This window comes from Ruixingdingia sedimenti (genome assembly GCF_031432425.1).
GTDB lineage: Bacteria > Pseudomonadota > Alphaproteobacteria > Rhodobacterales > Rhodobacteraceae > Ruixingdingia > Ruixingdingia sedimenti.
Map to the genome: position 1 here is coordinate 1 of NZ_JAVKPH010000136.1, position 549 is coordinate 549.

The 549-nt window shown below is 71.2% G+C and carries 1 protein-coding gene; it reads left to right on the forward strand.

From position 1 onward, the window contains the following. The first annotated feature begins 50 nt into the window (after positions 1–50). Complete coding sequence (locus RGD00_RS23470; protein WP_310459641.1) at positions 51–359, forward strand: hypothetical protein; 309 nt, start codon at positions 51–53, stop codon at positions 357–359. Positions 360–549 lie beyond the last annotated feature (190 nt).

Here is a 549-nt window from a genome sequence, read left to right on the forward strand (position 1 = left end):
CTGATGCGCCGGGGCGAGATCCAGATCCTGCCGGTCCTGGGAGAGATCGCATGACGCCCGCGATGGACCTCGACACCGCCCGCGCCATGATCATGCGCCCGGATCTGCACAGCCTGAACGGACTGCGCGGGGCCTGCACGGCGGCGGAACTGGCTGGCGACTGGATCGACGCCGAACGGGCGCGCCAGCTGCGCGCGCGGCTCGACGCCGAGGAGGCGGAGCGGGGGGACCGGATCACGATCACCATGGCCGAAGCCGCAGGTGTGATCGGGCTCTTCGGGGCGCTGGTGCTGGGCCTTTGGATCGCCGCGGGCCTCGGCCTGCCGACCGGCGCCGAGCAGCTGTTGTCGCCGCCCTGACCTTCCGGGCCGCCTGCCGGCCTGCTCACGCGAAGGCAGGATCTGCCAGCAGGGACATCTGCATTGCCGCGGCGGGCGGAAGAGCCGCCGCGGCGCCAGAAACGACCGACATACAGGCACCCAGAATGACAATGCCCGATCTCCACGAGATCCCGCTCGCCTCGATCGAGGTGGGTTCCGACCGCGCCCG